The following is a 26,759-nucleotide window of genomic DNA, read 5'->3' as shown; positions in this document are numbered from 1 at the left end:
CCCAGTTCTTTGATGAGTTTACGAAGTGCCGCCGCCGAATGTGGAATGCTCCCGTAATAGCGAGGGGCTTCCCCGGTTGAATCCGCAATGGCCACCGAAATTTTTTCTTTGGATACATCTAAACCGACGAATTTTGTGATAGACTGCATAGTATCAGCTCTCCTTTGCTATGTAGCTCTGAAATGGTTGGTCTTTCCACTTTCCATTTTAACCTACGAGATGTAGCAATGTGGAGGGCTGTCTGTTTATCGTTCATCATAGCTAGAATCATACAACAGTGGTTTTCAATATTTGGATGGTACGAGAAATGTGAACATTTCTCCTTCCTACATCTCTGTCCACTCTTCAGCTAATCATCCACCCAGACCATGAATAAATGGCTTCATAATAGACTCGTAAAACATTGCACCGGTTACGCCACTCGCTCCAGAAGATACCGTCAAAATTAGCACAAAACTACACACAATCAGCGGTAAAGCTCCTTTTTTCCTCATGTTTCCTTTGCACCTCACTTATTAGATTTGTGTACTGCTTCTTTCTCTCCGGCGTTGCCCATGTCCGATACTTCTCAAATAACCCCACGCACCGGAGGACTACCGCTTCACTGTAAAATGCAGCACAGGTCTCCAGACAGGCCATAATGTAGTTCATCCCGGTCTCAACCCGTTCAGTAGATAAATAGTAGGCCGCCAGTTCACATAACAAACGCGTTTGTTGATCTGCTGCGATCCCAGCATGGTAATCCCCGAAGGCGTGCTCACGTCCTGCAAATTTCAAATGCGAGCCGAAACGCTCCAAAATGTCGTCCACCTGAAAATAATGGCGGTTAGCCGCCTCCATGATTTTTAACAAGGCAGGAACTTTCTCACTATGATGGGAAGCCAGATAATTGACGTATTCCGGCAGAACCTTTACCTCGCCGGACATCAGCCGATACAGACATGCATTAGCCCGGCCCCATTCCTTAAATTGTTCTATAATGATGCGCTCTGTCTCACTGCAGCTTTGCACCCAGTTTAGATCCGTGTATAACGATACATAGTTCAAGGCTTGCCTATAATCTCCACGCGCCTCACAAACGTTAGCCCTCAACAGATAAGCGTAAAGGATATAGAAAAGCAGGGGCCTGTGCATCCTCTCTTGAGACGATTCAGGATCAAGGTTCCTACGCTGATTTGCACCAAGAGCAAGTCTGTATTGGATAGCCGCCTTACTCCCCATTTCCTCCGCCAGTTGTTCGACTTTAGTCCAACGCTGATTCGCGGCATAGGTGTCTGCCAAATCCTTGAGTGCATCCAATCGGTTCGCTTCTGCCAAACGTTCTACATAAGGCTCAAAAGAAGCCGCCAAAGATATATTGGCTTCCCGGTCGTTCCCAAGATGAATCGTAAATAAACGATACTGACAAAGGGCTAATCGTTCCGAGTGCTGGTACTTCTCACTTTCGGCAACACACTGGTACAACAGTGCTGCGGCTTTTGTTCTGCCTATTAGATACCACTGCTCTGCCAGTTCAAAAAGATGTGGGACATACGTCAAATTGTCCATGATGGCAAAAATAATCCGCTGGATACAATCCAACTTGTCCAGCTCTGCGCAGCGCATAAGCAGCGATCTCAGCCTGCGCCAATCCGGCGAGGATTCTGCCAGGCATTCCTCGACATATAATTCGTATAAGCTGCCTTCCGCAAGCCCCATACCTGCACTAATACGATCCAACTGAAGCATCGACATCCGCTTCCGGTGATTAATGAGGCCGCTCAGTGTTCCGGCATTAACACCGGAAATTTCCGAAAATTGATGAAGCGATAGTCCCTTCTCTTTAATGTAATTCTCCAATAGCTGCCGGACTGAGGTTGTTGGTTGCATGGATGAACCTCCTTTCCCAGGGGAATAAGAATTTACTTATGACAGTGTATTGATATGAATTTGTATCCCCTTTTTTATCCATTTCATCCTAATTGTATATTTTTTTGTTGTGCTGGTCAACATAAATTGTACTTTTAAGTACTGTTTTTGTGTATATTTCCTTAGTTTGTTTATCTGTTATTGACTACCTGCCTTACCTAACCTTAGAACTGAGGTGGTATTCATGAACTTACCTGAAAGTGTCGGTAATCGAATCCGTGAACTAAGAAAGTCGAAGAACTGGACCCAGGAGCAGCTTGCAGAAGCCGCAACTTTACACTATAGCTATATTGGCGGTGTAGAGCGAGGAGATCGAAATATCTCTTTAGAGACGTTAGAAAAAATTGTGACTGCCTTAGATGTACCCGCATGGGAATTATTCCGCCACGAAGACAAATCCGATAAGCATATTTTGCTCCATGAGCATGTAAGTCTAATTAGCAATAGAAGCGCGGAGGAAATAGCCATAATTACGAAAATAACCAAAGATATTATTTCTGCTATGGAGTTACACAAAGAATAGATCTGTACTTACTGCCCTTGATCTATCTATCGAGCAGTTATTTGACAATGAACATGAATCCTTTCTCCAATCCAAGAAGTGGGTTTGGGACAGCAAAAATTTGCTGCTACAATAGGACGAACGGACTCAACGTAAAGTTTATCGAGTGATTAAGGAGATGTTGTCGGAAGAGGAGTAAGCAGTATATATACTTTTACAATCCGTCATATGTGCTTCAACAGAATGAATGTATTCATTGACATAATGTATTAATTTCACATATAATGGATAATAGTAATACAAGGATCGTTTATGATCATCGGGGAGGCGACCTCCGATTCCACGCCGTGGGGACGTTAAATAAGACACGGAGACTCTTGTCGTCTTACCACACCTTCTTAGCTCTGATGTAGACATACACATCAGAGCTTTTTTATATAAATGGAGGAAATACCATATGCTTAGCGTTTCAGCACTTTCAATGCTAACTCATAAACCTAAAATAGATGAAATATCCCTAGAATTGCTACAACAGTATTACGAGAAATTTCTAGAGCGATATTATTATGTGTTTGAATTAGATAATGGAGTAGTTGTTAATTTGGAGTTTGAAAAAAAGCATCTTTGCCATTTACTCGGTATCGAAAAAATGGCTAAAGGTACTGTTAAACACAAAGAACTTTACAAGTATTTTGGAGTTGAAGGTTACAACAATATTCAAAATGGACTAATTACCATAAAACATTTGAAAAATCTTAACAAAGGACGTTTTAATTTTATTAAGGACAAGCTCATCTTTTTTTATCTGCTCCCTCAAGTCGTGAGTTCACCGGAAATTTTATTGGATTTCATTACTGAAAAGAATGATACCTTCATCAAAGCCAAACTACTGGCCTACTTATCAACCGAAGAGGCATATGTACATTTAGGTATCGATGAGGATGAAAAAACCACAAGGTTTTTCCCAAAGACTTACTTTATTGAACGGATTAATGAGACTAACGATGGAAGCAAATTCATTAAAGGTAGATCTCCTTTTAAGGTTGTAAAGGCCAAAAAAATTAACAAGTCACTATCTAACTCAAGTGTTGATCCAGCATCATAAATAAATCCCAAGGGATGATCATTCGTACCAATTTCTTTCGGATATCGGGCCTCTTTAATTTGCCACTTCCCTGAAAAAACGATACACCCTCTCCAGCTTCTCCTTTTGCTTGCCCCGCGGACTCTCCATGCTGCCGAACTCAAAAAACTTCACCTTCTTGATGCCGACATAGTTAAACAGTGCTTTGCGCATTAACGTTTTGTGGGCGTTGTTCAACCAGAATAGCGGATAGCTGGTCGGCCCCATCATTGTAGAAATACAAACGACGGACTTCCCTTTTAGCAATCCCTCTGGAAAGATTCCGCCTTTATCTCTATACGCAAACCCTGAAGCAAACATCTGGTCAATATATCCGAGCAGCATCGCTGGAGGACGCCCCCACCAGATCGGATAAATAAATACAATCTTGTCCGCCCACATAAGCTGCTCCCTATAGGGAGCGAGATCCGGATCAAGATGCATATCTCTCCTCCGCTTATGTTCATTGAACACCAGCACCGGATTAAAGCCTTCTTCATACAGATCAAGCACCTTCATTTCTTCAATTGCCGCATTCTCCTGACTGCCCCGGATGACCTCCTGTAAAAATGCATAATTCAAGCTCTGAGGATTCGGATGCGTAAATACAATTAATAGTTTCATGGCCAAACGCCCCTTCAACTTTTACTTATCAAATGATAAGCAAAGATTATCACATACCTAATTTAATTGTCAAATGATAATTATTAAATGATAATTGTTTTATGACAATCATTTTGCTATCGTGTTTGTTGAGGTGATCCTGTGGACAAAGGTGCATTATTCCAAAAGCTCGTGGCTTTTATAGCGTCTGTGCATCAAATCACGAATGATATGACCAAAGATGTTAGATCTGAAGATATTACCCCCCTTCAATATAAAATGCTTGAATTCATTGCAATCAGCCAGCCGGTGACACTAAGCAAGATCAGCGAATGCCTGCATATTTCCATGCCAAATACCAGCCGGGAGCTTCGAAAGTTAAGCGAGAAACAGCTATGCGACAAGGTCACGGACGAGAAAGACCGGCGCAAGCAATATATTCGGCTTTCTAAGCAAGGGGAGACGATGATGAACGATGCGTTTGGACGTATAGAGTCCCAATTTAAAGAGCGGATTGCGAATCTTTCTGAGGAAGAGCTGCAGGAAATTGATCGTGCGCTGGATGTGATTCATCAGAAGGTATTTTATTGAGGAAAAAAGAGTGTGCCAACCTACGCAACTAAGCCTAAGCCTCTACTGACGTGAATACAGCCGTGTCCGCCGGGACGAGGCGAATAATCAGGTGCTATTGAGAACGTAATCCGAAGAGCCTGACGGCAATGCCGCTAGGCTCTTTTTATTCATTCTTTTTATTCAGCTTACGTTAGATCTTATCGTTGAATGAAATGTTTTACGAAAGGTAGCTAAGCAATGGGCGTACCATTTTTAACGGGCTGATCTGGTTGTAATAGTACGACGTCATCTTCTCCCGGCACACCCCCAATGACCAGCACTTCCGATGCAAAACCGGCAATCCGCCTGACTGGAAAGTTGACTACGGCCGCCACTTGCCGGCCTATAAGCTGCTCCGGTTCATATCTTTTCGTGATTTGCGCAGAAGAACGCTTGATGCCGATCTCGCCGAAATCAATTTCTAGTTTTATCGCAGGTTTTCGCGCTTCCGGGAAAGGCTCTGCTTTGATCACGGTGCCTATACGAATATCCAACTTCAAAAAATCCTCTATCGTTGCCACTTAAATTACTCACTCCAATTTTTACAGATGGGGCACACGAATGCCTTGTAGTGCTCTTACTTCGACGCTGCGCTCCCATAATCCTTGCCGTTCTGTCCCCTTTTAATCCTTGACACACCGATATTTCTCCTATTTATGTATTTCAAAAATAACAGCATCCCTTCTAAACCTTGCCCCTGCCATGCAGGACGGGGATCATCCACTGATAGCTCGATATATCATTTAAGTTATATCGCCTCCAATCCATAAATTTGCCGTAATTCAGACTTCCCCGGCAACGCCCCCCGTCACCGGAGAACGTCACCGGAGAAGCCATCTTAATACACAGCCGCAGAGGACCATTCTCCCCGGATGGGAGCATCGGGGACGGCAGGCAGCCTCACGTGTTTTACAGCAGCCTGCAAATACGCCGTCTCAACATGGAATGGAGAGGTTTCACGATCCTTGGGATCAGCATCAGGCGCATCCAGCTTATGCAAAGTATGCAGGTCGCGCTCATAAATCGCTGCGTCCCAACGAACCCGCTGCAGAACCTTGGCCGCGGTTCTTTCAGGAACCCCCGTGGAGCGGTGGATCAGCGTCACCGCCTTGTCTACATGTGCCCGGATCAGCTGATGGGCTCTCAGATGAGCCTTCAGATAGGCAGTGGTCATTGCCGGATGGGCAGCCGCCCATGCCTTGTTCGCGACAACGCCGGTCAAGTAATCTTCGCCGATCCCTTCCTCGAACAGTATTTTCCCCGCTCCCGCATCCTGAAGCAGACTCGGATAAGGCTCCCACATCGCACATGCGCCAGCTTTGCAGCTCATCATCCGTTCCATGCTTTCACGCATAGGCTTCGCCACGATTTGGCGGCCGGCCGCTTTGTGCCCGGCGGCAGTCAGCAGCCGCTCCAACCGGGAGCTTGCACTCGAATGCGGCACTGTAAATATCTCCCTCTCTTCAAGATCCTCAAATCGCTGAATCAGGCAGCCCGGTGGAACTACAATCGAAATACCCTTCCCGTTTGAAGTCTTGCCATCGAAGGCAAGCAGCACGGATTGAAAAGAGGGCAGCATTTCACTCAATTTATGGGCGATTTGAATAGGATAATCACCCAATGAGGCGATTTGAATACGTCCCATAATCAGCCCTTCCACCAGTTCAATACCGCTGCTGCCGTTATACCAATCGACTTCGGCATGCCGCCCCGGGAAAAGGCGGCTAAGCTCTTCTTCGAAAAAACCAGCCTCCTTGATCAGGAGCGCGCTCCACATATGAGCGGTTCCGCTTTGATAGCCGACCCCCACCCTGACCGGCCCGTTTTCCTTCTTCTCCGGTTCCGGCTGGCTTTGCTCATAAGTAAAGCCGCGCACCCACCCCTGCAGTTGCACCGAATCGATAAATACCTCCTTGCCGATCTTAATATACGGCAATCCTTTCGTTTGCCGCCAGCGGTCAATCGTCGCCCGGCTTACGCCAAAGAGATTCATTGCCTCCTGCAGCGTAATCAAACGCAACCCGCTCTGGGTCATCCCTCCCACCTCCACTATAATCCGATAAAATTAATGTGAATAATGTGATTTTTATCATTGTAAACTAATTCTTTCCTCCGAAACAACTCATTTGTAGCTTCCATTCCTCAATCTCCCTCATTGTTCCTCATAGCTCCTCATCGGTCCGTAATGTCTTGACGCTTCTTTGGTCCCGATGATAAGATGCATAACAAATCTAAAGACACAGTAATTCCATTGGAATAACAGATGTCGACTGGAAAGCCAGAGACACAGCTGCCTTTTATACAAGGTACTGTGTCTTTATTTATTTTTAAAGGGGGATCGATATCCGGATGGAAACAAGAACTTATACTACCGATGTGCTGATTATCGGGGGCGGAACGGCTGGCACGATGGCCGCAATCAAAGCGAAGGCTGCCCATCCCGAACTGGAGGTGCTCGTGCTCGACAAGGCCGATATTCGCCGAAGCGGCGCGATCAGTATGGGGATGGACGGTCTGAACAATGCGGTTATTCCAGGCAAAGCTACGCCTGAGGAGTATACGCTTGAGATTACGGCTTCCAATGACGGAATTGTGGACCAGCTTGCCGTCTTTCGGCAAGCCTCGGAATGCTATAGCATTGTCCAGGAGCTCGACTCCTGGGGAGTAGACTTCGAAAAAGACGTAAACGGAAACTATGAAGTTTACCGGGTACACCGGAAAGGCCGGTATGTGCTGCCCATGCCGAAAGCTAGCGACCTGAAACTGATTCTAGCCAAAAAGGTCAAGCAAATGCGCTGCAAAGTAGTAAACCGGGTCATGGCGACCAGACTGCTTACGAAAGGAAATCAGGCGGTCGGAGCGATCGGTTATGATGTGCGGACCGGCGAGCTTGTCATCGTGCAGGCCAAGGCGGTCGTGATGACGGCCGGTGCCGCCGGGAGAATGGGGCTGACGGACTCGGGCTATTTGTACAGCACGTATGAGAACCCGACCAACTCCGGTGAGGGATTCGCTATGGCTTATCATGCCGGGGCGGAACTGACAGGGATCGAATGCTACCAAATCAACCCGACGATGAAGGACTATAACGGTCCTGCATGCGCCTATGTCGCCGGTCCGTTCGGCGGGTATACCGCAAACGCCAAGGGAGAACGCGTTACGGGCTGCGACTATTGGAGCGGCGAGCTAATCATGAACATGTGGAAGATGGCCAACAAGGGGGAATGGCCGTTATTCTTGAAGCTGTCCCATTTGGATGACGCGGCCATTTCCCAAATCGAAGCCATTCTCCACAATAACGAGCGGCCGAGCCGCGATCGATTCCATGCGGGGCGCGGAAAGGATTACCGTACGGATATGGTGGAGCTTCACTTCTCGGAGCTCGGCCTGTGCAGCGGGCACAGCGCCTCCGGCGTCCTTGTCAACCATGAGGCGGAAACCTCCGTGAAAGGCTTATACGCAGCTGGCGATATGGCCTGCGTCCCTCACCAATATTTGCTGGGCGCACTGACCTTCGGCAAAATCGCGGGCACCAATGCCGCTCACTTTGCGGATAGCGTGACCCACATCGAGCCCGACCCCGGACAAATTGAAGCGGAAAAACAACGAATCGCCCGCATTGCAGGCCATTCGGACGGTGTCCCTCATCAACAGGTGGAATATAAAATCAGGCGTATTGTCACGCAATACCTTATGCCGCCTAAAACTATCGTCAAAATGGAGATGGCTTTGGAGAAGATCGCCCATTTTCGGAAGGTGGATCTGCAGCTGCTTGGCGCAAGGGATCCGCACGAGGTCGGCCGCGCGCTGGAAGTCCACAGCATCGTGGACTGCGCAGAATTGATGGCCAAAGCGTCGCTGTTTCGTAAAGAGAGCCGCTGGGGATTCTACCATTACTTCCTGGACTATCCGGAACGCGACGATGAAAACTGGCTGAAACGTGTCATTGTCCGAAAGAGCGCAAGCGGCGATTGCGAGCTGTATACTAAGGAGCTCCCGCCGTATATTTTGAAGCCGGAGCCAGAACCGGAGGCGGGGGTGGAAGCGGAGGCGGATAGCACCGATCAACAGGCCCTAACCCATTAACCAATAAGAAAAGGAAAAAGGAGCGTAACCGACATGAGTAATTTATCCGCGAACTTTGTTCCGCAGCGAGTAGAAGCCAGCGTCATTATCGACCGGGACAAATGCATCGGATGCAACATTTGCGTTCAAGTTTGCCCGATGGGAATTCTCACCCTGGATCAGGACGGCAAGGCCTATATGCAATATGACGAATGCTGGTATTGCACACCTTGTCAGACGGATTGCCCGGTAGATGCCGTCACAGTCAATATCCCCTACTTGGTGAGATAGCTTTAATTTTATTTCCCCTAAAAAAGGAAGGTTGAATGCATGAATAAGCGAATTCCCATCCAAGCCGCCAAAAAAGTCACGGCGCTAATCCTCGTGCTCCTGCTGCTGCAGGCTTGCGCGCCCAATCCGCCGGCGGCCCCCCGAGAAAACGGGAGCACAGGAAGCTCCTCTTCCGCATCAGGCAGCGCCTCGCGGGAGGGAGAGACGGTAACGATCACGGTCGGCTATCAGTCCCCGACCGCCCAAACATGGGGCGCGCTGATCATCAAGCATCAGAAGCTGTTCGAGAAATACCTGGAGCAGCAAGCGCCCAATCAACACATTAAGGTCGAATGGTTCGATGCGCCAGCCGGCTCTATTCTGAATAACAATATGGCCGGCGGCAAAATCCAGATTTCATTTCTTGGCGATATGCCCTCCTTGCTGAATGGGGTGCTGAGCATCACGCAAGCGAACTATCGCTCCGTGTTTCTCGCCTTTGACGGTAAAGGAGAACAGGGCCGGAACCAGGCCATTCTGGTACCTAATAACAGCGACATTAAGAAAATATCCGATCTGAAAGGAAAAACCGTATCAACGCCGATCGGAAGCAGCGCCCATCGGATGCTGCTGGAATCCCTTCGAGCCGTTGACCTGGTAGACCAGGTGACGATCGTTGATCAATCCGTTACGGTAGGCATGCAAAGTATCGAGCAGAATAAAATAGACGCCCATTCCACATGGGAGCCTTACCCGAGCTTGATCCAATTCAAGGACATCGGCACCGTGCTGCAATTCGGTGAAGAAACGAAAATCGACTACTTAGCTGGTGTAGTAGCCAATCTGGACTGGGCTGAAGCCAATGAGCAGTATGTTACCGCTTTTCTTCAGGCCTTGAACGAAGCTCATGAATTCGCGATTTCACATCCGGAGGAAGCTGCCAAAATTTTTGAGGCGGAAAGCCAGTTCCCGCTGGAAATTTGCCTGCAAATGGTGCAGCATATTCGTTTTGATTCGGCGATCTACCAGAAAGATCTGGACACACTTAACGGAAGCATAGCGTTTCTGACCGGGATAGGCAAACTCCAGAAGAAGCTCGATTTACAAACCTTCGTCGATGACAACTACTTAAAGATTGCGGTAAAAGCCAACGGAAAAACCTATCTGTCCGATACGGAATTACAGGGCCAATGGGTGGAAGGCAAGGTATATTAAACGATGAACCGGCCAACCAAATTGTTGTCTTATGCCCTTCGTATGTTTTCCGTTGCCGGATTTTTGCTGGTATGGATGTGGCTGGTCCGGGCCAATCTGATCTGGCCGCTGCAATTCGGCAACCTCCCGGACCCTATAGATGTCATCGCGACCTGGCTATCCTACCTGAAGCAAGGCAGCTATTATAAGAACATTTTAGTGAGCACGGCACGGGTTCTGAGCGGAATCGCTCTTGGTTTCTTTACGGCGCTGCCGATCGGGATGTGGATCGGGCAGCGCAAACTGGCCAGGGACGCCTTGTTCCCTAGCCTCGAGCTGTTCCGCCCTATTCCGCTAATCGCTTTTTTGCCTGTCGCCATGCTGCTGTTCCCTACTATTGAGAGCAGCATCATTTTTATTACATTTCTCGGGGCGTTCTTTCCGATCCTGATCAGCACGAAGGATGCTGCCGGGAGAGTCCCGCCCAGCCTTGTACAATCAGCGCGCTGCCTCGGCTGCGGCCCTGCACGGTTAATCTGGCGCGTCTATTTGCCAGCCATGTTACCGGAAGTATTCACCGGTCTGTCCGTGGGAGTCGGCGCATCGTGGATGGGGGTAATCACCGGAGAGATGATGTCGGGGCAGACAGGTATTGGCTATACGACGTGGCAGGCTTATCATTTGCTCGATTACCAGCAATCCATAATAGGGATGTTTACGATCGGCATGCTTGGCTTCGCCTCATCTGCCCTAGTTCGGGGGCTTGAACGTACGGTAATTAAATGGAAATGAGAACTCACCTTCACCCTATCATCAGGAGGGATGGCCATTGCATGTAAAAATTCAACACGTGTCCAAGACGTATGCCTCAGGCGGCGGATATGCCGTTAAAGCTTTGGATAACATCTCTTTAACTATAGAGAATAGCGAGTTCGTTTGTCTTCTTGGACCTTCGGGCTGCGGAAAAAGCACTTTGCTTAAACTGATTGCCGGCATTGAATCCTCTTCTTCAGGCAGCGTACAGGTCGGGGGAGCTCATATGTCGGGCCCCTCGCCCGAACGGGGGTTTGTCTTTCAGGAACATGCTCTATTTCCGTGGCTCAATGTTCGTGATAATATCTCTTTCGGTCTCGATATGAAAAGACTGGATAGGAAAACGAAAAAGAACACCGTCAACGACTATCTGCGCCTTCTCGGCCTGGAAAAGGCCGCCCGGTTGTATCCAAAGCAGCTGTCCGGCGGCATGAGCCAGCGGGTTGCGATCGCAAGGGCGCTGTGCTTGAATCCCCGGCTGCTCCTGCTGGATGAGCCGTTCGCTGCGCTGGATGCAATTCTTCGGCAAAAGATGCAAGAGGAGATGGTCCGCATTTGGCGGCGGGAAAACAAGTCGTTCATACTTGTAACCCATGATGTGGAGGAGGCGATCTATTTGGCCGACAGAATTATTATCATGACGCCCGGACCAGGCACAATCAAAGACAATATTCCGGTTTCCCTCCCCCGGCCGCGCATTAGAACGGAAGCCGGATTCATTCAGCTTCGCGGCAAAATCCTACGCCTTCTGCAATCCGACGAGCCCGAGACCGGCGATCTATTGCCGCTGGCCTGCATCACTAATGAACGACTGAAGCCGGTTTTGAACTAAATCGGGAGCTTCAACTCTAAAAGGGCTGCCCCCAAGTCCTTCGACTTGCGGCACAGCCCCTTTAAAGTTTACTTCTATTCCCAACGGGCTATGCCCGTTAAATTAATTTTTTACTCAATTTACTACCCCTTGGAGTTGTACCTATTAAAGATAAACCTCCCCAAGTTGTTACCCTATCTAAGTTGTTATTGTTGCTGTCTATCCGAGTTGATAACCTATCGAAGCTGCAGTCTGCCCAAGGTATTATCCAACCGTAGACGGCCTCTTCTCCTTGGAGAGAAACCAGCCTGACGCACCAATTACAATAAGCACAAAATAGAAAATGACTTTCCACAGCGTAGAATGTGCAAATTCAGTTGAAATAATGCCCACGTCCTCATGTCCGAGCGTTAACACAGCCAGTTTGACGCCGACCCAGCCGACAATCGCGAAAGCGGCAATTTCCAGCCCGGGTCTGGATTGCAGCAAATTCACAAACAGGTTAGCCGCAAACCGCATAATGATCAGCCCGATTAGCCCCCCTGCAAACACGACGATAAATTTGCCGCCGTCCATGCCGCCAATGGCCGGAAGCGGTGTATCGGGAAGCGTCATCGCCATCGCGACGGCCGCCAAAATTGAGTCTACCGCGAACGCAATGTCCGCCAATTCGACTTTCAAAACGGTAACCCAGAAGCCGGATTGCTTCTTTTCCTTTTCTGCCTTGACCTCTCCCTTGTTCAAAAACACTTTTCTGACGATGTGATTGATCGCAATAAACAATAAATACAGAGCCCCTATCGCTTGAATTTGCCACACATCGACCAGATATGAAATGATAAACAGCGAGGCCAGCCGGAACACAAAAGCGCCCGCGAGCCCGTAGAATAAAGCTCTTTTTCTATCCTTTTCGGGCAAATGCTTCACCATGATCGCCAGCACCAGGGCGTTATCCGCAGCCAGCAGGCCCTCCAGGGCGACTAACAATACCAAGACCCAACCGTATTCCAGCAAAATTGAAAAATCCATACTCCATCCCCTCTCCTGATTCGTTCTTTACTTTAGTTATTGTTAGCTTTTATACTTGCAACCATCCATGCAATCATTCTTGCTGCTTCAATCAGATCCGCCCCCCAACCGAGTCTAAAAAACTAAAACCTTTGCCCATTCAGGCAAAGGTTTTAAATTCAAAAAAGACCTCTGCCTGAATAAACATAGGCAAAGGTCTTGCTAACAACAATTCTGTTGCCAACAAAGCCGGAAGACGCCAGTCTTCGAATTGACGACTTTGTTGTATCAGCTACTCCCCTTTAGGAAGATATGAAGTTTTTTAAATCATAACTGCTTTACTAGAGTTTTGTCAATGTATAGCTTTCATCCGCTAACTGGAATCAGATGCTCCCTTCGTTCTCCGCCTCCCAGCGGGCAACTTCCTCCCGCACCCGCGGGGCGACCTCGGTCCCCAGCAGCTCGATAGCCCGCATGACATCCTCGTGCGGCATCGTGCCAAGCGGAACATGAAGGAAGAAGCGGGTGATCCCGACATGCTTGCGCAAGTGGATAATCTTCTGAGCCACCGTTTCCGGATCGCCTACATACAGCGCCCCTTCAAAGCTGCGGGCAGCATCGAAGCTGGCCCGGTCGTAATGGCCCCAGCCCCGTTCCCGGCCAATGACATTCATCGTCGCCTGCGTGGAAGGGAAGAACTTGTCCGCAGCGGCCTCCGTCTCCTCCCCAACGAAGCCGTGGGAGTGCGAAGCGATTGGCAGCTTGGATACATCATGACCTGCCTGAGCGGCGGCCCGCTTGTACAGCTGCACGAGCGGGGCGAACTGAATCGGCCGGCCGCCGATAATGGCCAGCACGAGTGGAAGCCCGAGCAGCCCGGCACGTATCACGGACTCCCTATTCCCGCCGCTGCCGATCCATACGGGCAGTGGATTTTGCACCGGACGCGGGTAGACGCCCAGGTTATTGATCGCCGCCCGATGCTTGCCGCTCCAAGTAACCTTCTCGTGCTCGCATATTTGCAGCAGCAAATCCAGCTTCTCATCGAACAGCTCGTCATAGTTTTGCAAATCATACCCGAACAGCGGGAAAGACTCGATGAAAGACCCCCGTCCCGCCATGATTTCCGCCCGCCCATTCGATATCCCGTCCAGCGTAGAGAAATCCTGGAACACCCGCACCGGATCGTCGGAAGAGAGCACTGTAACCGCGCTCGTCAGCCGAATCCGTGACGTCTGAGCCGCCGCGGCAGCCAGGACAACGGCTGGGGAAGATGCCGCATAATCCTTGCGGTGATGCTCGCCAACTCCGTAGACATCCAGTCCTACTTTGTCAGCCAGGACGATTTCCTCGACTACCTCGCGCAGCCGCTGGGCATGACTCATCACCTCACCGGTATGTGCGTCCGGCGACGTCTCTACAAAAGTGCTTATCCCTATTTCCATTCAAATCCCTCCTGCAGCCCTCTACTTCACTTCATTTATGGCCTCTAATAACTTTCTAAAAGTAAGAACCATTCAAACAGTGAGTTATACTTCCCCTCATTTTATCCTATTCCAGCCGCTTTGGCTAATTCCAGGACAGAGGCGGGTAATCAATCAGGCTTTGGAGGATGATCCCCAACCGAATCTACATTTCTGGCCTATTTTCTGAGTCTATATTTCCGAATCTATATTTTTTTCACAAATTCCGATTTCAGCTTCATCGCTCCGAAGCCGTCAATTTTGCAATCGATATCATGGTCCCCATCAATCAAGCGGATGTTCTTCACTTTAGTGCCGATTTTAACTACGGAAGAGCTGCCCTTCACCTTCAAATCTTTAATAACCGTAATCGAATCGCCATCCTTCAAAATATTTCCGTTAGCATCCTTCACAATCCTGCCTTCTTCTCCCGCGCTTCCTCCGCTGCCGCCGTCATGAGCCGGCCACTCATGGCCGCATTCCGGACAAATCAACAACTCTCTATCTTCATATGTATATTCTGAACTGCATTTCGGGCAATTTGGCAATGGCATAATTTCCATGTCCTCCATTCATTATGATTCATTGTAAAGTTTATAATCCCGCAAAAAAAGACAAGACATACAGGCGCTTCCGTATGCCTTATATAGTGTCACAGTCTTCTCTTATTGGCAAATATGCATACTGATCACAAAGGAACTTTCAGCATCGGGCTGTTCTTAAGCGTCAGCATTCTCATTAACCGATTTCGTTCGTTGGATATGTAATTAGACGGCATCGGATAAGACCAAAACTCCAGCCCTATCGCAAACCCCATCGTATAATCATACCAGCTGCGGTAACTTTCCTTTGTTCTGTATACCAATCTCTCGGCGTACTCCGAGGTTTCCTCCTCCGTTATTAAACGGAGATTACGGCCAATTAAGCAATTGCAAAGAGCAATCGTAAAGTCATACGCTCCGATTCCGCCAGGGGGCAGCCTCCGTAAATAATAATGGACGACCTTTCGCTTATGGATAGCCTCCGGCTCTCCCGCAGCTTCAACATATTGAGCCCGCTCTATTTCAGGAAGATACAACAATGCCTCCTGAATCTCTTCAAATTCCTGGCGCATGCCGTCAGAAAGATTCCATTCTGTGAATGCTTTAAGCGTATTTCCATCCTTAATGTTGTATATGGATAATCTGCTCCATAACGCTTTATTTGTGCCGCTAGTACATCTCTCGGGATTCATCATATAGTACTCTGCGGCTTCTCCTATGGGCAGAGCGGCCAGCATCGCATCCACATACGGCTTCAAAAATTTTCGCCTTTCCTCCGTTGTCCGTACTAACGGGCTCTCCGTATTTCCGACGATTATAAACACCCTCCTCTCAAATCTATCAACGGTACCGCAAATACCTTCCTACTCTTCTTAGCTCTTTAAAAAGCGAAAAATAATACAAGCCCAAAATGACTGCATAGATGTAAATTCTCACCGGGATGGCCGGCAGCAGAGCATCCCCATAGAACTGCTGCTGCAAATAATAGCCCATCGACATGCCCATATGTTTATGCCAGGAGCTGGCTATAATAATATGAAACAGAACAAGGAAAAATAAAGTCACCCATTTATAGCCTATAAGGCTGAGTACAGCGACCTTAAACCGTTTACCGGCAGCTGGCCTCGCCTTGGCCATTTCCGTCTTTAACTCTCGTTTCGCCTCCCGCCGCTCACTTCTTTGCATGCGTGGCAAGCTTCTTTTACAATACTCGTGAATTTTGGCCAGGTTTACGACCGCTTCAGCATCTTCTCCATTCAATTCCAGAATGCGGCTGTAAACATCCCGCGCAGATTTCAACTGATAGAGCCTCATATAGCATTGTCCCGCTAGCGACAGCGCCTCTATATGATCCGGTTCAGCCGCAAATACCTGTTCAAGCTGCTCCAGCGCGTCGGGAAACCGATTCAACCCCATCAATAGGCGTGACCGCAGCAAATACGCGCCGATGTCCTCAGAGGCTTGCCGGATATAATGATCGTATACAGCCAGCCCCTGCTCGAAATCGTTATTGTCGCAGCAGAACTCAATTTGTAAACGAAGCAAATCCGGATCGTCCGCAAAAATTTTCGTTGCTGCCTCTAACGCTTGACCGGCTTCCTGCTTCATCTTTTGTCGCCTCCATGCTAGCACAAAGGCTTCGCGACAGCGAAAATACTCCTCGTATTCCTCGTATTCCCCCACACCCGCCTTTAAAATAGCGGCATAGCCCAGTCTGGACTCCAGGGATTTTTTAATGGCATATGTATATACTTTAGGATATTGCTTCACAAAATACTCCTCATCGAGACGCGCTCTTTCCTTCCAATGGAAAGTAGCCTCTAGCAATGCCCAAATTTCTCCCGGTAAGAAGTAATGCTTGTTCAAATAGTAGAGCAGCCGATCCGACAACATATTCTGATACTCCACTCTCCAAACGGCATCGCTATTCAGCAGTTCGGCCCATAAATGTGCATTCAGGCGGGAGGCTAATTCCATGTACAAGGATTCGACCTGCTCCATGAACTCTTCGGCGATTTCCGACATAGACTTCTCTTGCATTACCGGCACTGTATGCTGCTCTCCCCACGGCGGGATGAGCGGAAACTGCAGCGTGTCATCCTCCTCCCAATCCTCGCAGGCCCCATCGTCATGGATATCTCCCCCAAGGTCCAGCGGGATATCGCCTGCTTCATAGTCATCTAATTCATCTAAGTCATCCGAATCATCAGCTTCATCGGCTTCATCTGCTTCCACGTCCTCAGCCGCCTCCGCGAGACGCTGGCGCTCCTTTGCCAGCTTGATCGCCATGTCATAAGCTTCCCTCAGCCGCTGATATCCCTCTGGATCATCCTCTGGATGATGAATCTTTAACAGCCGGGCATATGCCTTCCGGATCAGCGAGAGATCATCGGTAGGGGCAATGCCAAGAATCGACCAGCTTTTCAAAATAACCATTCCACCTTAAAACGTACTTTAAACGTCCTTTTCATCTGCATTCAATGCGTTTCTTCTATTACATAAAGTAATAATACCATCCCTGCAAATTACAAAACAGGGAGTTTTATCGGAAAATCCTGCTCTTTCGCAGCTTATCCAACTATTTTTATAGGATATAAGAACTAATACTTCGGGGTTATATTGACATTATTCCACATAATAATACAATGTGATTAGATCACTTCTTTCTAAAAAAACACAACTTTTACCATACATAATAGTTACTTTAGTAATAGTTTTCACATCTACCAGTTCTTGAATGTCTAAAACTATTTCAATTAGGAGACGAAGCTATGGCTAGGGATGCTAAAAACAAGTCAATAGGTTGGTTAAAAGGCGTTCTATCTAATCAAAATGAACCCGCTTCAGCTGAAAAGGAAGGGAATGAAGAATCTCAAGAGCGAATGGAAAGTATCGCTAGTAACATGGAAATACCTAGTCCGCCTGAAAACGCTAGCAAGAAATACATCCTATCGAAAGAGAATCTCGACAAAATATCGCTGGACTTGGTCGTTTCTCTGGAGAACATGCTGAATGAGCGGCAATTGATTTTGTACAAAAATGAAGACTACGAGCAGCAGCTAGATACGGCGAATGAAACGATAAACCGGCTAAAGTATGACCTGGTGAAGAAAGATCAGCTTATCCAGGATCGCAACAAGGAAATCCGCGCTCTGGAGACAAGTCTGACTAACAAGCAAATGGGATATGACCAGCTTCTCGAGGACTATAAAGAATATCAGAGCACGGCAAACCATGACTTCGAAAAGGTGTCGAATCAACTGGAGAAAGAAACTAGCAAGTATATCCTGCTCAAGGAAGAGTCGGCCAATATTCAAAATCAAAACATGCTGAACATAAGAGAACTGGAAGAGAAAATCAGAGAGTTGGAAGCAGAGAACAAGAAACTGGAGACGCAAAGCGCTAAAATCGTGGCGGAAAAGGCCGAGTTAATGCAGACGATCAACGATTTTACCGAGCGAATGTCTTTCTCCTTCTCTTCAAAAACGGTAAATTCCGAATAACGACCACCTGCTCTCTAGTCACTACTAGAGAAAGGAGATAACTATGTCCGTGCATGTCTATCAAATGAAGCTGCTAGAGCTTCATTCTGTCCATAGAGAATCGAACCGATCCCATTTGCGGCTCAAGCTCATCTCTGATCAAGTTACGGAGCTGCTGTGGAATATTGATGAGGAGACGGCGGAAAGTCTCGAGTCCATCATGGAGTCCGAAAGAATCTACAAATACAGGTTATCCTTCCACAGCTCGTGGAATTCCGCCCAAAACCAGTATGTAAGCTTCTTGACCAAAACTTATCGCGATCAAAGCGAAAAAGTTTACTTCCCCTGCTCCGAGGCCTATGTAAGCGGTTTAAACTCTATCAAAAGTAACGAGCCCGTCAGCCAAATCCAGACTCAAGCGTCCTTGCCCGAAGCATGGACATCTCATCTGGCTCTAGTCACGCAGCAAGAGCGGGCAAGCAGGGGCAGCCGTCTTTTAACCTGGACGGTTATCGCCTTCATGAGTATCATCTTAACGATACTATCGGGCTCTTCCATGCCTGCGTTCATTAGCAAAACAGCCAGCGGCGAAGATAGGGACATACAGGTTACGGAGAGCCAAATAAATAGAACTATGGGCGGTTATGTTGATGGTTATAGAGCCGTTACTGTTAGCGCACAACTCAAATCCGCCTCCGATAGCGAACTGGGCATCCCATTAAATGAGCGGCTCGTCACTTTAAAAGAGCCGGTGAAGCCCGTTTTGCCGTCGATCGCATTGGAGGACACAGTCACCTTTAGCCTTCCGGGCGGAAAAGCAGCACTTACCTTCGATGACGGCCCCTCTAAATACACCAAGGAGATCACCGACATCTTAATGGAGTATCAGGTGGGGGGTACCTTTTTTTTCATAGGTAAAAACGTTAAAAAATACCCTGAATCCGTTCAATATGCCAAGTCAAGCGGGTACGCGATCGGCAGCCATAGCATGAATCATCTGGAGCTGACCAAACTGTCTGATGACAAGCTGAAATATGAAATTTTGCAGTCCAACAAGTTGATTGAAGAAATCATTCAGGAACAGGTAACTCTCTTCCGGCCGCCTTATGGCGCCAAAAATGACTCTATCATCGACATATTGCGCGGGATGAATCATAAGATGGTGCTTTGGGATATTGATACGAAGGATTGGGAGAGCCGGGATGCCGGTAAAATCTACAATTCCGTTGCAAAAGCCGACGTGGACGGATCAATCATCCTGCTTCACGAATCTCAAGCGACGATAGACGCGCTGCCGCAAATCATTCAATTTCTAAAAAAACAAAATTTAGAGATTGTAAATTTACAATAGCAGGACAACTGCGATTTGGTTAATGGCACAGCAAAAGCCCCGTTCTCAGCGGGGCTCTTTTGATTGCTTGTTCTGTTCTTTATACAAAATGAGACAGCACGAACACCGCGGGAGAGTTCCAATAAATCGTGACCTCATTGGTCGCGTAGCTCTCCATGACATCAGCAAAAGAGGCGGCAGGCGCCTTATCCGCCAAATGCTCTCGCGCATAATCATCCTGCTTGCCATAGTTCGGTCCGCCTGAGACCAGCCCGGGAACAGGCGCTTCGACGCCGTCTCCCTCGGAGGGACGATGATGCGGATGCAGGATCGGCCGGCTGCCGAATCCGGTAACAAAGCTCATGCCAACCACATTCGCTCCAAACAAGTAATGAACATGTTCGAGCGCACATCGCTCATAGGTTGTGGAACCCGACAAACGGCCAGCGATCAGCAGTAGCATGGCATGATTCATCACCAGCATGTTGCTGCCCCAAATATACTGCTCCGGCTTTAGCGATATGCCGAACCCGTCCTGGCTGCTAACCGTTGCAAGCTCAGCGGCGCGCTGCTGCAAACCGGCCAGTAAACGTGCAGCCAGTTCAGCATCCTGCTCCCGCTCCTTCCCCGACATCAAGTAGGAGATCGTGCCATATCCGCCCATGTCGGCCCAGCCCAGCTCATATTGATCAAAGGCTCCCTGCCCGGCAAGCTCGCGGAATGCTTCATGATAACGGGCATCCCCGGTAGTACGGTACAATTCGGCCGCAGCCCAGTAGCGTTCATCCTGATCCTGCTCGTCCCCGTACTCCCCGGTGACAATTTCCGGCGGATTGCGGAACCCCGGATATTCGGGATGGCGCTCCAGCCAGGCCCAGGCCCGCTCCGCTGCCCGCAGGCAAGATGCCGCAAAGGCGGCGTCATACGGAGCATAGACCCGCGCCGCCATGGCCATAACGCCGGCAAAGCATCCCGTTGCCGTCGCGGATATCGGGGTGATGTACAGCGCCGCCGTATCCTCCTCCGGCATCACATCCGGGCCGGGGAACTGCAATGTCGTGAGCTTATGGAATGCGCCGCCGCTCCCGCCATCCTGCATGCGGAGCAGCCATTCCAGCTCGTACCGGCATTCGTGAAGCACATCCAGCAAGACGCCATCACTCTCCGGCAGCGGCAGCGCCCTCTGGAAGGCCTGCGGATAGCACTCGTAGGCCAGCAGCAAATCCGCTGCTGCTTTGGCTCCTGGCGCTACATATTTGCCGTAATCCCCGGCATCGTGCCACCCTCCCCAAGCATCGACTGTTCGCGGCTCTTCGCCATAGACCAGCGCAGGCGTAAGATGACAGGCCGCATGCTTCCACGGGCCTGCATACTTCTCCTCCAGCTCCATGCCGCAGCGAAAATAATAAAACGCTTTCAACAATGCCTGATGGGCTTCCTCATATACCGCTTCTGAAATGACGAACGGATACGAGCTTTGCCCGTCCTCGGTTTCAATCCGGTATGTCCCCGGCCGCTCCCAAGCCGAAAAATCACCCCGGCTCACCGTAATTCCACTAGCCGCATCGGCAACCGCTGGCAATGTGTCCCCGCTCCAGACTGTCTCGCCGCTTACATGGTTGACTAGCCGAAAGCGGCCTACCTCTCCTGCAATCATAGCCATCTTTGCATCTCTGCTGCGATAACCAAGCTGGTTCACGGCTATACCGCCCTGCTGTTTCGTATTCATGCGTAAATGTCCTCCTCCTTTAGGGAAATCTTTGCACCTGCTAAAAAAGCTTGATTTACCAGATCCGGGCAATTAAGAAAACGGCCCCAGCCACCTGAATGGTGTTGCGGCCCCTTCCTAATACGTCTGCCCCTGACTATACGTCTAGGGTGTCCATTGATCATGAATAATCCCAGCGAGCGCACGGTCCTCCCCGATCTTCTTGAAGACAAGACGCAGGCTGCGCCAGTCGCTCACTTCGGCGTTCGGATCACTGCCTTCTATATAATATTCGACGAAATCGTAGTTATCCTTGGGATATACTTCATTTAAATTGCTAATCTCTCCACCAGGAGATATTCCTTTATTCTTCGCGATTGTGGCTTCCTCGATAAAGTCTGCATCGTAGACAAATCGCTTATGGTACTCAGCGTAGGTCATTTCGATCTGATCGCCGATGCCAGGAAACGAGCGCCACACCCGCTTCTTGGTCTCGTTCATTAAACCTCCTACTTCATCCCTGGAAATTACGAGATCCTCCTCCGCATTCACATCACCATACGGCGAGAAACGAATTCCTTCCGCATCTGCCCAGGCCGCGAGCGTGTCCATATTCTCGCTCTTCAGAGCCCTCATTACCGTGGCGGCAGCTTCCAATGCTGTCGCAGGCATTCCCTCCGACAGCTCCTGATTCTCCGGATAATCCTCTTGAGACGCTTGCTCTTCCGACAGTGCAGGGGATGAATCCTGCGGCAGGGCTTGGGATTGCTCTTGCTCCGGTTGCTGCGAAACTTGAGGCTGGTTCTGGACCTGGCCTTCTGACTCCAGCGCTGCATTAGGCGTGCCGCTGCAGGCCGCCAGCATCCCCACCAGAATAGCTCCAATCACCGTAAATCCTATTTTACTTAATCTATTCATGATTTCTCTCCTTTCTCCTCTCTCCATAAAACGAAATTTTCTCCAAAAGGTTACTCACTAAACCCAAAGTAAATGTAAGAGAAGGATAAATTTTACTGGTCCCTGGAGAGAACTAGATGGATCGTGAACTATGTGCGTCTAATACCGGACCGCATAGTCACAGCATTCGCAGCAGCTAGAGGATTCAACGTGCACGGAGCTGCGATTCGCCGGGATTTAGCAAAAATTGAATGGGCAGGCATATTGAAGCGAACACACAACGGCGTCATTATGGAACAGTAGACGGGCAGCAGACGCATGACGAACCGACCTTCCATGAACGGACCAATCTGCATCTGGAGGAGAAAATGACCTCAGCAAGCTGACCGCCTCCATTCGGTCACCCCAAAAAGCGTCTTCAATGCTCACTACTGCGGAAGAAGCTTCCTATTTCGATGCGAAGACTTTTCAGGGCTAGGGGGTTATGGTAGACCGGATGTAAAAATACAGCCTGCAGCTATACATTTCTAGTACGAATTTTTAGGATAGATGCAACGAGGACCAGTTCCGGCCCCCGCTAGGCAAGGGCTAGAGCCAGTGCCCCGGCCGGCTGAAACCCGGAGGCAGCTTGGTGCGGACATCGCCCTTGGCGGAGTTGATCTGAGCTTGCGTCAGGAAAATGCTGTCCGTAAGATTGGCCCCCCGAAGGTCCGTATCCCGCAAATCTGCACCGATGAGGTCAGCCATTCTCATGTCCGCCTCCCTTAGGTCAGCGGCTATAAGATAGGCCCCCCTTAAATTGGCGCCTCGAAGATCGGCTCCTCTTAACTTCGCTCCAATAAGGTCAGCACCGCGGCCGTAAGGCTTCCGGCGGCCTGGTGCGCCCTTCTGCGAGCGAAGCACCGGGGAGCGCACAAGTTCACTCGCCCGTAAGAGCAAGGCGTTGACTCCAGCCCGGTGAGCCGCTACATCCAAGCCGAGGATGGAGTCAGGATCAAGACGGGTCAGCCGTTCCGTCTCTTCGAGCGCCTCGCTGAGATCATCGTGGATCGAGCGGGCAGACTGGAATGTCAGCGCCTCCGTCAAATACCAGAGAAGCTCATGGAGCTGCCGCATGATCGGGAACACCTCGAACATTTGCTTCGCAGAGTGTGGAGCTTGCCGCCAATCCTGTCCGCCGAAGGTCACTCGCGAGACCTGCTGCCCGGCGCCGAGGCAATCATAGACCGTGCATCCCCGGAAGCCCAGCTCTCTAAGGCTGTTGTGTACACCGCAGCGATAATAGGGCTGCAAATTGGCGCACGGCTCCCCGGCTGCTTTATCGATTGCAAAATCCGCCGATGCTGCAAAGGGCAGCGCAGCGCAGCATAAACCGAAGCAGCTGCCGCAATCTGCATGCAGATCCGGTCTAGGGTCCCCGCTTCGGCTCGTTTTTACATATTCCAAATCATTGTCATGCTCAGACATCATTTGTCCCTTCAATCTATCAACGTCATTCTATTCATGCTAGTATTTTAATATTTTTTTAAGTATTTTAATACTTTCTTCTTTGCATCCGAAGCACAGCCCGGCTTCCATTACAACCTAATCTGCAGCAGCGGGCTCTTCCTAAGATTTAGCAGCCTCATCAAACGCTGCCTGTCGGCCGACAGGTAAGTCTGGGACATCTCCGGGGAAAAATATTCGAATCCTACGGCGAAGCCCATCGTGTAATCGTACCAATTGGAGTAGCTACTTCGCATCAAGTTTGCCAGACTGCCGATATAGCCCCACATTTCGTCCTCCGACAAGCATTTCAGTTGCCTGCCCCCGAGGCATTTGAAGACGGCATAGCTGAAATCATAAGCGCCGATTCCGCCCGCCGGCATACGCCGCAAATAATAGTTCGCAACAGCCCTTTTATGCTTGTCTTGCGCCGTCTCGGCTTCTTCAATAAATTTGTTCCGCTCGGCCTCTGAAAGAATGGAGAGCTGCTGGCAAGTCCGGGCAAATTCAAGCCGTCTGCCGACGGCAATAGTCCAGGCGATATCCCTTCGGAGCTCGTCCTCGTTGCGAATGTGAAAAGTATTTAAAATTTCCCACATCGTCTGCCTGCTTACATCCACCAGCATCTCTGGGTTCATAATGTAGTATTCAGCATAGAGATCCATAGGAATGAATGCCACTGCCGCATCCACGTACAACTGCAGCACCTCTCGCCGCAATGCACCATTCTGACTCATGAACTTCTCTCCTCGTCTATTAACGGTATTGCAAAAATCTTCTCGTTCTTCGCAGTTCGACATTTAACGAAATCAGGAACATGCCGAGCAGCATGACGTACACATAAATCCGAAACGGGATAGGCGGCAAGACATCACTGCCTGAGATGCCATATTTTGTATTCAGATAATAATTGGATAACGGCTTGCTCCCCAAATAGTTGACCTCTTTGTCTCGCTGTTCAAATAGGGTCATAAAGCTTCCTGATGGCAGCTCTCGCACGATCCCGTCCACTTCAATTGTCCGCGTGTCCTTAAGTTTATTAAATTGATCTTCATTCGCCAAAAAGATAACCGCCGTGCCATCCAAATAGCCCATGCATAAATATCCCGATACTTTCACCAGCTGACTCAAATCCTCCACCTGATTGTTGAAAATAAAGGAGCTCTGCCCTGAACCTTTTCCCCTTGCTTCATTCAGCTCCAGAATGTTGACAAAAGTCGCTTTCGACAGCTTCACTCGAACTGCATTTATACCTTTAGGCAAGTTCTCCAGCTCGTCTATGGTCGTAATTACTTGAGCTTCCGACTTATATTGCTGACTGGCATACGCCCATGGAGCAATACCGACATGCTTATGCCAGGAACCCGCTATGAGCACAAGAAGCAGAAAAATGCCAATCAAAGTAAGCCACTTGCTGGCCATCAGAAAATGGACTGCCACCCCCAACCGGGTTCCCCAGGAATGCCGGCTCAATTTGCTTCTGAGCTTCTGCTTAGCCTCCTTGCGTTGGCTTGGGTCCAACCGGGGCAAGCTTTCCCTTGTAGATGTATGAATTTGGGCCAGGCTTACCACAGCCTCAACATCTCTGCTGTTCAGCTCCAGCAGATGATTATATGTACTCTCAGCAGCATCCAGCCGCCCTTGCCTTCTATAACATTGTCCCCTTAGCGATAGTACCTCTGGAAGCTCAGGAGCGATCGCTGCAATTTGATCAAGTTGATCCAGTGCTTCAGATACCCGCTCCAACTGAATAAGCAGGCGTACGCGGAGCAGGCGCATATCGTTATCCGGCTTAGCAAGGCGAATATAATGCTCACAGGCCGCCAGGCTCTTCTCCGTGTCCCCCGCTTGCCAGTAATATTCAGTCTGCAAGCGGAGCAAATCGGGGTCCGCCTCGAATAGGGCGAGCGCCTTGGCAAGCGCCTGCTGTGCCTCCTCCTTCTCCTGCCGGATCAACGCCGATGCCAAAGCTTCCCGGTAACGGAAAAAAGTATCGAACGGGACGTCCCCCGCAGCGAGAACAGCGGAATACGACATACGTGCCTCCGGCGCCCTGTTAACCGCATAGGCATATACTTTAGGGAGTTCCCCCAGAAAAGCCTCGGGATCTTCGGAAGCCAGCTCTTTCCAATGGAAGGTGCCTACAAGCAAATCCCATACTTCTTCAGGCAAGAAATAATGTTCATTTAAATAAGAGAGTATGTTGCGTGCCAGATCATTTTCCCGGTCCATCTGCCAAAGGGCATCCTGATTCAGCAGTTCCAGCCACAGGTCTACATTAAGGCGTGAGGGAAGGTCTTGGTACAAGGCATCCAACTGAGCCATAAACTCTTCCCGGCTTCCCCGCCGCTGCTCCCGGTCAACCGGGAGCGTATCCGGCTCTGGCTCTGGCCAGGCAGAAATCCGGGGGAGCGAGCTCATGTCCGCCAGCGGCTTGTCATCGTGGCCATCCTCAAAGATGCCGGCGTCTTGTCCCGGAAAGCCATCGTTCCGATCCGTAGCCCCGGCGTCTTGTCCCGCAAAGTCTTTGTCCCGGTCTGTAATTCCGGTAGCCCCGGCGGCCTGCCCGGCAAAACCTTCATCCCGATCCACAGCCCCGGTGGCCTTGCCAGCCTCTTCCCGGCTGCTCCCGGTATCAGGGTGAGGCTGGCGCTGCTCTTTCGCCCATCGCATGGCCTCGTGATAAGCCTCGCGCAGCCTCTGATATCCCGCCGGATCATCTTCAGGATGATGAATCTTCAACAAGCGGGCATACGTCTTCCGAATCAATGACATGTCATCCGTAGGGTCAATCCCCAGAGTTAACCATATATTCACAGCTGATCATTCCACCTTAAAAAACTAGCATATCCTTTACTGCTATTGTATTTTGTCAATCATTAAAAATATCTTCCGATATAAATTTTTCCAAATCAATAGGATTTAAGAACCGGGGCATTGGGA

Annotated in this window: 26 protein-coding genes; 12 read left to right on the top strand and 14 right to left on the bottom strand. The window is 49.4% G+C overall.

Translation table 11 applies throughout. The features are described from left to right. Positions 1-456 precede the first annotated feature (456 nt). Complete coding sequence (locus tag G358_RS0114035) at positions 457-1,869, bottom strand: hypothetical protein (protein ID WP_019637872.1); 1,413 nt, start codon at positions 1,867-1,869, stop codon at positions 457-459. 223 nt (positions 1,870-2,092) lie between these two features. On the opposite strand from G358_RS0114035, the gene G358_RS0114030 reads away from it, so the two are divergent. Further along, the gene (locus tag G358_RS0114030) at positions 2,093-2,431 is read left to right on the top strand and encodes a helix-turn-helix domain-containing protein (RefSeq protein ID WP_019637871.1); all 339 of its coding nucleotides are present in this window, start codon (positions 2,093-2,095) and stop codon (positions 2,429-2,431) included. A gap of 436 nt (positions 2,432-2,867) precedes the next feature. Then, positions 2,868-3,515: a PBECR4 domain-containing protein gene (locus tag G358_RS0114025; RefSeq protein ID WP_019637870.1), complete on the top strand. Its 648-nt coding sequence runs from the start codon at positions 2,868-2,870 to the stop codon at positions 3,513-3,515. 54 nt (positions 3,516-3,569) lie between these two features. Here the strand turns inward: G358_RS0114025 and G358_RS0114020 are convergent, their stop codons facing one another. Next, positions 3,570-4,157, bottom strand: coding sequence for an NAD(P)H-dependent oxidoreductase (locus tag G358_RS0114020; RefSeq protein WP_019637869.1), 588 nt, complete (start codon positions 4,155-4,157; stop codon positions 3,570-3,572). Between the two features lie 141 nt (positions 4,158-4,298). Here G358_RS0114020 and G358_RS0114015 point away from each other — a divergent pair, with 141 nt between their 5' ends. Further along, positions 4,299-4,727, top strand: coding sequence for a MarR family winged helix-turn-helix transcriptional regulator (locus G358_RS0114015; RefSeq protein ID WP_019637868.1), 429 nt, complete (start codon positions 4,299-4,301; stop codon positions 4,725-4,727). A 212-nt stretch (positions 4,728-4,939) separates the two neighbouring features. Here the strand turns inward: G358_RS0114015 and csaA are convergent, their stop codons facing one another. Beyond that, a complete protein-coding gene (gene csaA, locus G358_RS0114010; protein ID WP_019637867.1) occupies positions 4,940-5,269 on the bottom strand; it encodes a chaperone CsaA in 330 nt (109 codons plus the stop codon). Positions 5,270-5,586: 317 nt separating this feature from the next. Further along, the gene (locus G358_RS0114005) at positions 5,587-6,783 is read right to left on the bottom strand and encodes a helix-turn-helix domain-containing protein (RefSeq protein ID WP_019637866.1); all 1,197 of its coding nucleotides are present in this window, start codon (positions 6,781-6,783) and stop codon (positions 5,587-5,589) included. Positions 6,784-7,097: 314 nt separating this feature from the next. On the opposite strand from G358_RS0114005, the gene G358_RS0113995 reads away from it, so the two are divergent. Genes G358_RS0113995 through G358_RS0113975 form a run of 5 tightly spaced genes read left to right on the top strand, consistent with a single transcriptional unit; the run spans position 7,098 to position 11,922 of the window. After that, complete coding sequence (locus tag G358_RS0113995) at positions 7,098-8,834, top strand: fumarate reductase/succinate dehydrogenase flavoprotein subunit (RefSeq protein ID WP_019637864.1); 1,737 nt, start codon at positions 7,098-7,100, stop codon at positions 8,832-8,834. Between the two features lie 33 nt (positions 8,835-8,867). Beyond that, positions 8,868-9,104: a 4Fe-4S dicluster domain-containing protein gene (locus tag G358_RS0113990; RefSeq protein WP_019637863.1), complete on the top strand. Its 237-nt coding sequence runs from the start codon at positions 8,868-8,870 to the stop codon at positions 9,102-9,104. A gap of 39 nt (positions 9,105-9,143) precedes the next feature. Then, positions 9,144-10,298, top strand: coding sequence for an ABC transporter substrate-binding protein (locus tag G358_RS0113985; protein WP_019637862.1), 1,155 nt, complete (start codon positions 9,144-9,146; stop codon positions 10,296-10,298). A 3-nt stretch (positions 10,299-10,301) separates the two neighbouring features. Next, positions 10,302-11,069, top strand: coding sequence for an ABC transporter permease (locus tag G358_RS0113980; RefSeq protein ID WP_019637861.1), 768 nt, complete (start codon positions 10,302-10,304; stop codon positions 11,067-11,069). Positions 11,070-11,106: 37 nt separating this feature from the next. Further along, positions 11,107-11,922 (top strand): ABC transporter ATP-binding protein, encoded by an 816-nt coding sequence (locus G358_RS0113975; RefSeq protein ID WP_019637860.1) that lies wholly within the window; start codon positions 11,107-11,109, stop codon positions 11,920-11,922. 243 nt (positions 11,923-12,165) lie between these two features. Here the strand turns inward: G358_RS0113975 and G358_RS0113970 are convergent, their stop codons facing one another. From G358_RS0113970 to G358_RS0113950, 5 genes are all read right to left on the bottom strand, one after another. Next, complete coding sequence (locus G358_RS0113970) at positions 12,166-12,930, bottom strand: TerC family protein (RefSeq protein ID WP_019637859.1); 765 nt, start codon at positions 12,928-12,930, stop codon at positions 12,166-12,168. Positions 12,931-13,292: 362 nt separating this feature from the next. After that, a complete protein-coding gene (locus G358_RS0113965; protein ID WP_019637858.1) occupies positions 13,293-14,354 on the bottom strand; it encodes an LLM class flavin-dependent oxidoreductase in 1,062 nt (353 codons plus the stop codon). Between the two features lie 224 nt (positions 14,355-14,578). Next, the gene (locus G358_RS0113960; RefSeq protein ID WP_019637857.1) at positions 14,579-14,926 is read right to left on the bottom strand and encodes a zinc ribbon domain-containing protein YjdM; all 348 of its coding nucleotides are present in this window, start codon (positions 14,924-14,926) and stop codon (positions 14,579-14,581) included. Positions 14,927-15,060: 134 nt separating this feature from the next. Next, the gene (locus tag G358_RS31760; RefSeq protein WP_019637856.1) at positions 15,061-15,738 is read right to left on the bottom strand and encodes a DUF1266 domain-containing protein; all 678 of its coding nucleotides are present in this window, start codon (positions 15,736-15,738) and stop codon (positions 15,061-15,063) included. Positions 15,739-15,754: 16 nt separating this feature from the next. Then, complete coding sequence (locus tag G358_RS0113950) at positions 15,755-17,341, bottom strand: J domain-containing protein (RefSeq protein ID WP_019637855.1); 1,587 nt, start codon at positions 17,339-17,341, stop codon at positions 15,755-15,757. 344 nt (positions 17,342-17,685) lie between these two features. Here G358_RS0113950 and G358_RS0113945 point away from each other — a divergent pair, with 344 nt between their 5' ends. After that, on the top strand, positions 17,686-18,417 hold the full coding sequence (locus tag G358_RS0113945; RefSeq protein ID WP_019637854.1) for a hypothetical protein: 732 nt from the start codon (positions 17,686-17,688) through the stop codon (positions 18,415-18,417). A gap of 43 nt (positions 18,418-18,460) precedes the next feature. Further along, positions 18,461-19,747 (top strand): polysaccharide deacetylase family protein, encoded by a 1,287-nt coding sequence (locus G358_RS31755; protein WP_019637853.1) that lies wholly within the window; start codon positions 18,461-18,463, stop codon positions 19,745-19,747. A 79-nt stretch (positions 19,748-19,826) separates the two neighbouring features. Here the strand turns inward: G358_RS31755 and G358_RS0113935 are convergent, their stop codons facing one another. Next, positions 19,827-21,455 (bottom strand): glycoside hydrolase family 9 protein, encoded by a 1,629-nt coding sequence (locus G358_RS0113935; RefSeq protein WP_019637852.1) that lies wholly within the window; start codon positions 21,453-21,455, stop codon positions 19,827-19,829. 144 nt (positions 21,456-21,599) lie between these two features. Next, a complete protein-coding gene (locus tag G358_RS0113930) occupies positions 21,600-22,352 on the bottom strand; it encodes a hypothetical protein (RefSeq protein WP_019637851.1) in 753 nt (250 codons plus the stop codon). 123 nt (positions 22,353-22,475) lie between these two features. Between G358_RS0113930 and G358_RS34415 the strand changes: the two genes are divergently transcribed. Both G358_RS34415 and G358_RS34295 read left to right on the top strand, forming a co-directional pair. Next, positions 22,476-22,634 carry a DeoR family transcriptional regulator gene (locus G358_RS34415; protein WP_338042702.1) on the top strand — a complete coding sequence of 53 codons (159 nt, stop codon included), beginning with the start codon at positions 22,476-22,478 and terminating at the stop codon, positions 22,632-22,634. Next, complete coding sequence (locus G358_RS34295) at positions 22,583-22,717, top strand: hypothetical protein (RefSeq protein WP_276203568.1); 135 nt, start codon at positions 22,583-22,585, stop codon at positions 22,715-22,717. The genes G358_RS34415 and G358_RS34295 overlap by 52 nt, the downstream gene beginning before the upstream one ends. Before the next feature lie 202 nt (positions 22,718-22,919). Here G358_RS34295 and G358_RS0113925 read toward each other — a convergent pair whose 3' ends face one another. From G358_RS0113925 to G358_RS34565, 3 genes are all read right to left on the bottom strand, one after another. Beyond that, on the bottom strand, positions 22,920-23,798 hold the full coding sequence (locus G358_RS0113925) for a pentapeptide repeat-containing protein (protein WP_019637850.1): 879 nt from the start codon (positions 23,796-23,798) through the stop codon (positions 22,920-22,922). A 110-nt stretch (positions 23,799-23,908) separates the two neighbouring features. After that, entirely contained in the window at positions 23,909-24,553 is a 645-nt protein-coding gene (locus G358_RS0113920; protein WP_019637849.1) for a DUF1266 domain-containing protein, read from the bottom strand. A 19-nt stretch (positions 24,554-24,572) separates the two neighbouring features. Then, entirely contained in the window at positions 24,573-25,595 is a 1,023-nt protein-coding gene (locus G358_RS34565; RefSeq protein WP_420836060.1) for a tetratricopeptide repeat protein, read from the bottom strand. Between the last annotated feature and the right edge of the window lie 1,164 nt (positions 25,596-26,759).

Source organism: Paenibacillus fonticola DSM 21315 (assembly GCF_000381905.1).
In the GTDB taxonomy this organism is placed as follows: Bacteria; Bacillota; Bacilli; order Paenibacillales; family Paenibacillaceae; genus Fontibacillus; species Fontibacillus fonticola.
This window is presented reverse-complemented; position numbering and strand designations above follow the sequence as displayed.

Coding starts and splice junctions, on each gene's coding strand:
- G358_RS31755 (WP_019637853.1), top strand. CDS start 18,461: ATGTCCGTGCATGTCTATCAAATGAAGCTGCTAGAGCTTCATTCTGTC.
- G358_RS0113965 (WP_019637858.1), bottom strand. CDS start 14,354: ATGGAAATAGGGATAAGCACTTTTGTAGAGACGTCGCCGGACGCACAT.
- G358_RS0113990 (WP_019637863.1), top strand. CDS start 8,868: ATGAGTAATTTATCCGCGAACTTTGTTCCGCAGCGAGTAGAAGCCAGC.
- G358_RS0113925 (WP_019637850.1), bottom strand. CDS start 23,798: ATGTCTGAGCATGACAATGATTTGGAATATGTAAAAACGAGCCGAAGC.
- G358_RS0113995 (WP_019637864.1), top strand. CDS start 7,098: ATGGAAACAAGAACTTATACTACCGATGTGCTGATTATCGGGGGCGGA.
- G358_RS0114035 (WP_019637872.1), bottom strand. CDS start 1,869: ATGCAACCAACAACCTCAGTCCGGCAGCTATTGGAGAATTACATTAAA.
- G358_RS0114020 (WP_019637869.1), bottom strand. CDS start 4,157: ATGAAACTATTAATTGTATTTACGCATCCGAATCCTCAGAGCTTGAAT.
- G358_RS34295 (WP_276203568.1), top strand. CDS start 22,583: ATGGGCAGGCATATTGAAGCGAACACACAACGGCGTCATTATGGAACA.
- G358_RS0113945 (WP_019637854.1), top strand. CDS start 17,686: ATGGCTAGGGATGCTAAAAACAAGTCAATAGGTTGGTTAAAAGGCGTT.
- G358_RS0113930 (WP_019637851.1), bottom strand. CDS start 22,352: ATGAATAGATTAAGTAAAATAGGATTTACGGTGATTGGAGCTATTCTG.
- G358_RS0114030 (WP_019637871.1), top strand. CDS start 2,093: ATGAACTTACCTGAAAGTGTCGGTAATCGAATCCGTGAACTAAGAAAG.
- G358_RS0114025 (WP_019637870.1), top strand. CDS start 2,868: ATGCTTAGCGTTTCAGCACTTTCAATGCTAACTCATAAACCTAAAATA.
- G358_RS34565 (WP_420836060.1), bottom strand. CDS start 25,595: ATGCGCCTGCTCCGCGTACGCCTGCTTATTCAGTTGGAGCGGGTATCT.
- G358_RS0114005 (WP_019637866.1), bottom strand. CDS start 6,783: ATGACCCAGAGCGGGTTGCGTTTGATTACGCTGCAGGAGGCAATGAAT.
- G358_RS0113985 (WP_019637862.1), top strand. CDS start 9,144: ATGAATAAGCGAATTCCCATCCAAGCCGCCAAAAAAGTCACGGCGCTA.
- G358_RS0113980 (WP_019637861.1), top strand. CDS start 10,302: ATGAACCGGCCAACCAAATTGTTGTCTTATGCCCTTCGTATGTTTTCC.
- G358_RS0113920 (WP_019637849.1), bottom strand. CDS start 24,553: ATGAGTCAGAATGGTGCATTGCGGCGAGAGGTGCTGCAGTTGTACGTG.
- G358_RS0113970 (WP_019637859.1), bottom strand. CDS start 12,930: ATGGATTTTTCAATTTTGCTGGAATACGGTTGGGTCTTGGTATTGTTA.
- G358_RS0113935 (WP_019637852.1), bottom strand. CDS start 21,455: ATGAATACGAAACAGCAGGGCGGTATAGCCGTGAACCAGCTTGGTTAT.
- G358_RS0113960 (WP_019637857.1), bottom strand. CDS start 14,926: ATGCCATTGCCAAATTGCCCGAAATGCAGTTCAGAATATACATATGAA.